We start from the raw sequence: 5,327 nt of genomic DNA, 5'->3' as shown, positions 1-5,327 counted from the left end.
TTATCTCGACTTCGATTTCCGAATCTTGCCGTTGACCTGGTATTTCGTGTCGTGGACAGGTGTCTTTGACTAGTGATCATCGGTGTTGAGGCGGGCTGTGCGGAGTTGGCCGTGGGCGTGGGCGAGCGCGTCGCGGAGTTGCTGGTTCTCGGTGCGAAGCTGGTTGATTCGCTCGTGCGCCAGGGCCAGACGTTGACGTAGCGAGTCGTCGGTGGCCTGGGTGACGGTGTTGCGGACGAAGTCGGCGCTGGAGCGGTGCTGCTGGAGCTGCTGGATCCGGTCGAGCAGTGCGGGTTGGGTGTAGATCCACGACCGCGAGACGCCGGCCTGGTTGGCGAGCCGTGCGACGGTCACGTGTTCTCCGGCGTCGGTCAGCTCGGTAAGCGTCTGCTGGGCGCGTCGCAGAGTTTGATCGTGGCGCTGGCGGGCGTGCTCGGCGAGATGGTGCGTATGGTCAGCAGGCATCGGAACCGTCCTTTCCGTTGCAGGCGCAGGACTTTCCGCCGCCGCTGCAGCCGCCCGATGTAGTCAGGCTGTCGATGATGGTCAGCAGGTTCTTCTCGACGGTCCGGTTCATCTCGGCCAGACGCTGATGGCCGTTGGTGTCGGCTTGGCTGATCAGAGCCTGGGTCTGCTCAAGCTGACGACGATGCTGGGGCAGGAACTCAGGCGTCGTGACGAAGACCGGACAGGTCAAACAGGCGTTGGCGAACTCGCACTTCTGCTGCAGCGGCAAGGCGCAGTAACCGTTGGGTAGCGCCATCTTCGCCCTGGCGAGGTTGTTCTTCATCCAGACCGCGTCGGCCAGCGGACCGGTGTCGGTGGCCAGCCGCTCACCGGCGATGTTGACCTTGCGGGCGCGTTCCCACTGCTCCCGGATGGTCTTGTCCGACAGCCGCGCGTAATGGGAGGTCATCGCGTGCGAGTCGTGGTCGAGCAGTCGGCGGACGGTCTCCTGCGGGACCTCGTTGTTGATCAGACGGGTGCCGAAGGTGTGGCGCCACTGGTGCGGCGTCACATGGACCTCACGGCCGAGCTCGTCGCGGACATCGCAGACACGCAACCACTCCCGCAGTTCTCCCCGGAAGGTTCCGGTGCTGAATGCCACCTTGCCCTCGGGGTTGCGAGTTGGCCGCGGCAGCAGGAACGCCGGGTCTTCGAACTCGTCGAGAACGGCCTTCTGCTGGTTGGTGATGGCCTCGGCCAGATCGGTGTCGATGGGGACGAACGCATCGCGGCGCATCTTGTGGTTGGTGTAGCGCAGATAGGGCGCGCCCTGACCGTCGCGGACAACGCAGTCCAGCCGCAGGCGAGCTCCGTCACCGACGCGCAGCCCGGTGCTCATCAGGATCCGCGCCAGCAGACGACCACGGGAGTCGGCGAAGCGGACGAGGTTGTCGAGGTGCTCAAGCTGGACCATCACCGCTTCCGACAACGCCCGTGGTGGCCCCTTGACCAGGCGCGGGTAGTCCTCGGGGAACAGGTCGACCTGAGCAGACAGGCGAGATTCCCAGCCGTGCTGACGGGCCGAGCGCAGTAGACCGGCGAGGCTGCTGAGCTGACCGGTCCGGCTCTTCGGGTTGGGAAACCGTTCGACCAGGTGCGCCAGATGGACCTCGACCAGCTCCCGGGTCAACGCCTCGGGCCCACGCTGCAGAGCCGGAAACGACTGCGCGAACAGGGTGATCGCGCGGATGTCAGCGCCGACGGTCGCGACCGCGATCCCGGTCGAGAGCCGCCAGCGGGCCCACCGTTTGGTCAACTGCCGCAGCCAGATCGGCTCGATCCCGGTGAACCGGAACCGGGTGTCGCGTCCGGGGAACCCGAGCCTGCGCAGCAGCCAGACATCGCGCGGGAACTCCGCGTCCCAGCCCACACCCTCGACAAGGTCACGCAGATAGCCGATCGCGTCCAGCAGGAACCGGCGCTCGATATGGCCGCGCTCGCTGGAGAACCCGAGATAGGTGATCCAGGAATCGGGGCTGCGGTCCAGCAGCGAGGTGACGCCGCCGCCCGGCAGGGCTCGCAGCAGTCGCCGGATCGAGTGCGGCCTGGTGATCGTGCGGCGCTCGTCGACGCGGCATTGGATCGCGTAGGCGATCTCCAGCCGCATCGGCATCGGCAACCGGCGCAGATCGAACCGGTCCCGCCCGAACGTCGCGCAACCGAGCAGCCAGGACTCGATCGGCGGCCGGTGGGCGCGGATCCACCGATTCCGGTGATGGACACACAATCCCGCGTCGCCCTCGGCCTCCAGACCGCAGCCGGGGAATCGGCAGTCGGCCCCGGCCGGCAGCGGCCGGCCGCCGCCATCGGCGATCCACCGCGTCAGATCGACGCGGCCCTGCTGGTGCCAGCGATGCGCGTGGGAGTGGCAGAGGCCGTGCTCGCGGCGGCTGCGACGACATGTCGTGATCGCGCATTTCGGTGGTTGCTGTAGCCAGCGCCGGTTCGCCGGCGCCGCCTTGGCCCAGGCCTCAAGGTCGTCGGGACGGCCCTCGTCGATCCAGCGCTGATGATGCGCCGAGCACTTACCGAAGATCACCACGAGCCGCTCGCAGACCGGCACCAGGCACCGGGGTCCGCCAATCACCGGGTCATCGGGGTCGACCACGATCACCGGCTGCGCGAACTGCGGCCGCAGCCGGGCCGCCAGGTCGGTGCCGGAGTCGTTGTCGCTGTTCGGAATCGGGTGCAGCTGCCTCATGCGGTCGGCCCCGTCGCCGCTGGCTCGTCGAGGAACCCGGCCGCGGCCAGGGCGCGACGAGCGTCCTCGACGCCCAGATGGGAGTAGGTGTCGACGGTGGTGCTGATGCTGGCGTGACCGAGCAAATGCTGCACGATCTCGGCGGCGACCCCGCGACGCAGCAACCCGGTGGCGTAGCTGTGGCGGAACAGGTGGGGCGAGAACGTGATCGCGGTGCGGTCCCGCAACCGGCGCACCAGGCGGTCGACAGTGGCGTAGCTCATCGGCTCGCCGACCGGTTTTCCCCAGAGGTTGACGAACACGTAGTCGCAGTCCAACAGCCCATACTCCTCGTGCAGGTAGTCGCTGTAGAGGCGGAACAGGTCGGCGTCGGCGGGAACTTCCCGTGACCACGTCTTTGCCCGCGCTCGGTTCACGTTCGTCCGGGGCCGGACCGCGACCAACCGGCGGCGGGCGTCGAGATCCTCGTGCCGCAACCCGAGTGCCTCACCGATCCGCAATCCCGTGCCCTTCAGCAGGCTCAGCAGGAACCTGTCCCGCAACCGGTCGCAGGAGTCGATCAGCGTCGTCATCTCCGCCTGACTCAGCTCCCGTGGCGGCCGCCGCTCTGCCCGCAGCGAGATCGCCCGGTGCCGCTCCGGCCGTGCGCCCAGGTGCGCCAGGAACGGCTGCCACGACCCGCCGCGGCGGCCCGGCCGCCACCGCGTCAGCAACTCGCCGAGCGCGACACCGTGCCGCTGATGGAACTCGTAGAACGACGCCAACGCCGACAACTTCCGATTCACCGTCGCCGCGGCGAGATTCGCCTCCACCCAGGGCAGCATCGCCACCCGTCCATCGCGGGCCTCGACCGGCAACCGCAGCCACGTCACGAACCGGCCCAGATCCTCCAGCACAACTCGATCCCACTGCAGGCCACGGCAGTGCAGGAAGTCGAAGTAGTCCCGCAGATCGTGGGCATAGGCGCGGACGGTGTTCGGGGAGCGATCGATCGCGGTCAGATGCGCCAGGAACCGGTCCGCCGGAACCAGTACCAGGCCGTCGGCCAGAACGGTCGCCGACTCCGTGCCCGAAGGCATCACGACCCGCTGCACCCTCAACGCTGATCCCGTCATAGACACGGCAAGGTAATCCGTCCACAACGAACGCCAGGGAGGCGCACCAACCCCATCGTGTACATCGTGGACGCTCAACCCGAGCGGTTAGATAACCGCCGCCATGATCGACCGCCTCGTCCACCACGCCGAAGTCATCGCCCTCAAAGGCGACAGCTACCGACTCAAAGACCGCGACCTCGGCCGCGTCCCCACCGGCGCGACCGACGAACCATGAACCGGAAGGTGGTCAATTTTCAGCTGCCGGTAGATTCTGCTGATCGTCGCAACGTTGTTTGATCATCTTGTCAGTTGAGCGGCGAAGGCTGCTGCGGGGGTGGCCCAGCTGAGGATCTTCCGGGGTCGGTTGTTGAGGAGGTGTTCCACCCGGCGCAGGTCGCTGATGCTGTAGTCGCGGAGGTTCGCGCGTTTCGGGAAGTACTGGCGCAGCAGGCCGTTGGTGTTCTCGTTGGTGCCGCGTTGCCAGGGGCTTCCGGGGTAGGCGAAGTAGACGCCTTCGTCGAAGAGCTCGGCAAGGAGGTCGTGGCGCGCCATTTCCGCGCCCTGGTCCCAGGTCAGGGTGCGCCGTGCGATCCGGGGTAGATCCTCGACCGCGCTCGCGAGGGCAGCGGCGAAGTCTTCACCCCGGCGCTGCTCGGGGACGTGCACCAGTCGCAGGTAGCGGGTGGTGCGGTCGACCAGGGTTCCGATCGCGGACTGGCCGTGGCGGCCGAGGATGAGGTCGCCTTCGAAGTCGCCGACCCGCTGACGGGCGAGCACGACGGTGGGCCGCTCGTCGATCGTTCGTGCGTGCGCGCTGAACCGTGGCCGCCGGCTCTGCGGCCTGCGGCGGCGAAGTCGCAGGCCGCGACCAGTACGGAGGTTGCGCGCCAACTGCCTGGTCAGGCCGCGGCTCCCGCCGAAGTACAGGCCCTGATAAATGGTCTCGTGACAGACATGCCAGTCCGGCCGGGCGGGGTGCTCGGTCTTCAGCCAGGCCGCGATCTGTTCCGGGCTCCACTGCAGTCGCAGCTTGTCCTGCACGACCGCGCGCAGCTGTTCATCGCGGGCGAAGATGCTGCGACGTTGGCGCCGCGCCTGCTCCCGGGCGCGTGCGTGCGCGAGACCGGCCTGGTAGACGTCGTTGTCCCCGTCGCGCATGTTGCGGCCCAGCTCGCGTGAGATCGTCGACGGCGCCCGCCCGAGCCGGCGCGCGATCTCCCGCATGCTGCATCCCTGTCCGCGCAGCACGGCGATGCGCTCCCGCTCCAGCAGCGACAGATACCGGCCTGACCGCGAGTCCTCCGCGCGCACGGTCCGCGCCAGCCCGCCGCGATGCGACCGCCAGTAGTAGCCGGTCGTCCGAGCGATCCCCAGACGCCGACACGCCTCCACCGTGCCCACCCCAGACGCCATCAACTTCCAGTACTCGTCCTCCAGTGCCAGCCGTCGCTTCCGCCCCGGTCGTCCCATATCCACCCGATCCTTCTAACAGAGGGTGTTGCGACGAATGCTCGAACCCACGG

The 5,327-nt window shown here is 67.9% G+C and carries 4 protein-coding genes and 1 pseudogene; 1 reads left to right on the top strand and 4 read right to left on the bottom strand.

The window, feature by feature from the left end; all coding sequences use genetic code 11:
- Positions 1-69: 69 nt before the first annotated feature.
- Genes BAY60_RS36665 through BAY60_RS36655 form a run of 3 tightly spaced genes read right to left on the bottom strand, consistent with a single transcriptional unit; the run spans position 70 to position 3,786 of the window.
- Positions 70-465, bottom strand: coding sequence for a DUF6262 family protein (locus BAY60_RS36665; RefSeq protein ID WP_072029026.1), 396 nt, complete (start codon positions 463-465; stop codon positions 70-72).
- Positions 455-2,707, bottom strand: a complete 2,253-nt coding sequence (locus BAY60_RS36660) for a tyrosine-type recombinase/integrase (protein ID WP_072029025.1) — start codon at positions 2,705-2,707, stop codon at positions 455-457. The genes BAY60_RS36665 and BAY60_RS36660 overlap by 11 nt, the downstream gene beginning before the upstream one ends.
- A complete protein-coding gene (locus BAY60_RS36655) occupies positions 2,704-3,786 on the bottom strand; it encodes a site-specific integrase (protein WP_206078107.1) in 1,083 nt (360 codons plus the stop codon). The genes BAY60_RS36660 and BAY60_RS36655 overlap by 4 nt, the downstream gene beginning before the upstream one ends.
- A 127-nt stretch (positions 3,787-3,913) precedes the next feature.
- Here BAY60_RS36655 and BAY60_RS36650 point away from each other — a divergent pair.
- Positions 3,914-4,039, top strand: a pseudogene (locus tag BAY60_RS36650) (ATP-binding protein); the annotation flags it as partial.
- Positions 4,040-4,101: 62 nt separating this feature from the next.
- On the opposite strand, the gene BAY60_RS36645 reads toward BAY60_RS36650, so the two are convergent.
- Positions 4,102-5,274, bottom strand: a complete 1,173-nt coding sequence (locus BAY60_RS36645) for an IS30 family transposase (protein ID WP_211330152.1) — start codon at positions 5,272-5,274, stop codon at positions 4,102-4,104.
- Positions 5,275-5,327: the final 53 nt, after the last annotated feature.

Origin of the sequence: Prauserella muralis (assembly GCF_003202285.1) — a bacterium.
GTDB classification, from domain to species: domain Bacteria; phylum Actinomycetota; class Actinomycetes; order Mycobacteriales; family Pseudonocardiaceae; genus Prauserella_B; species Prauserella_B muralis.
The sequence above is the reverse complement of the archived record's forward strand: the minus strand, read 5'-3'. Positions and strand labels throughout refer to the sequence as shown.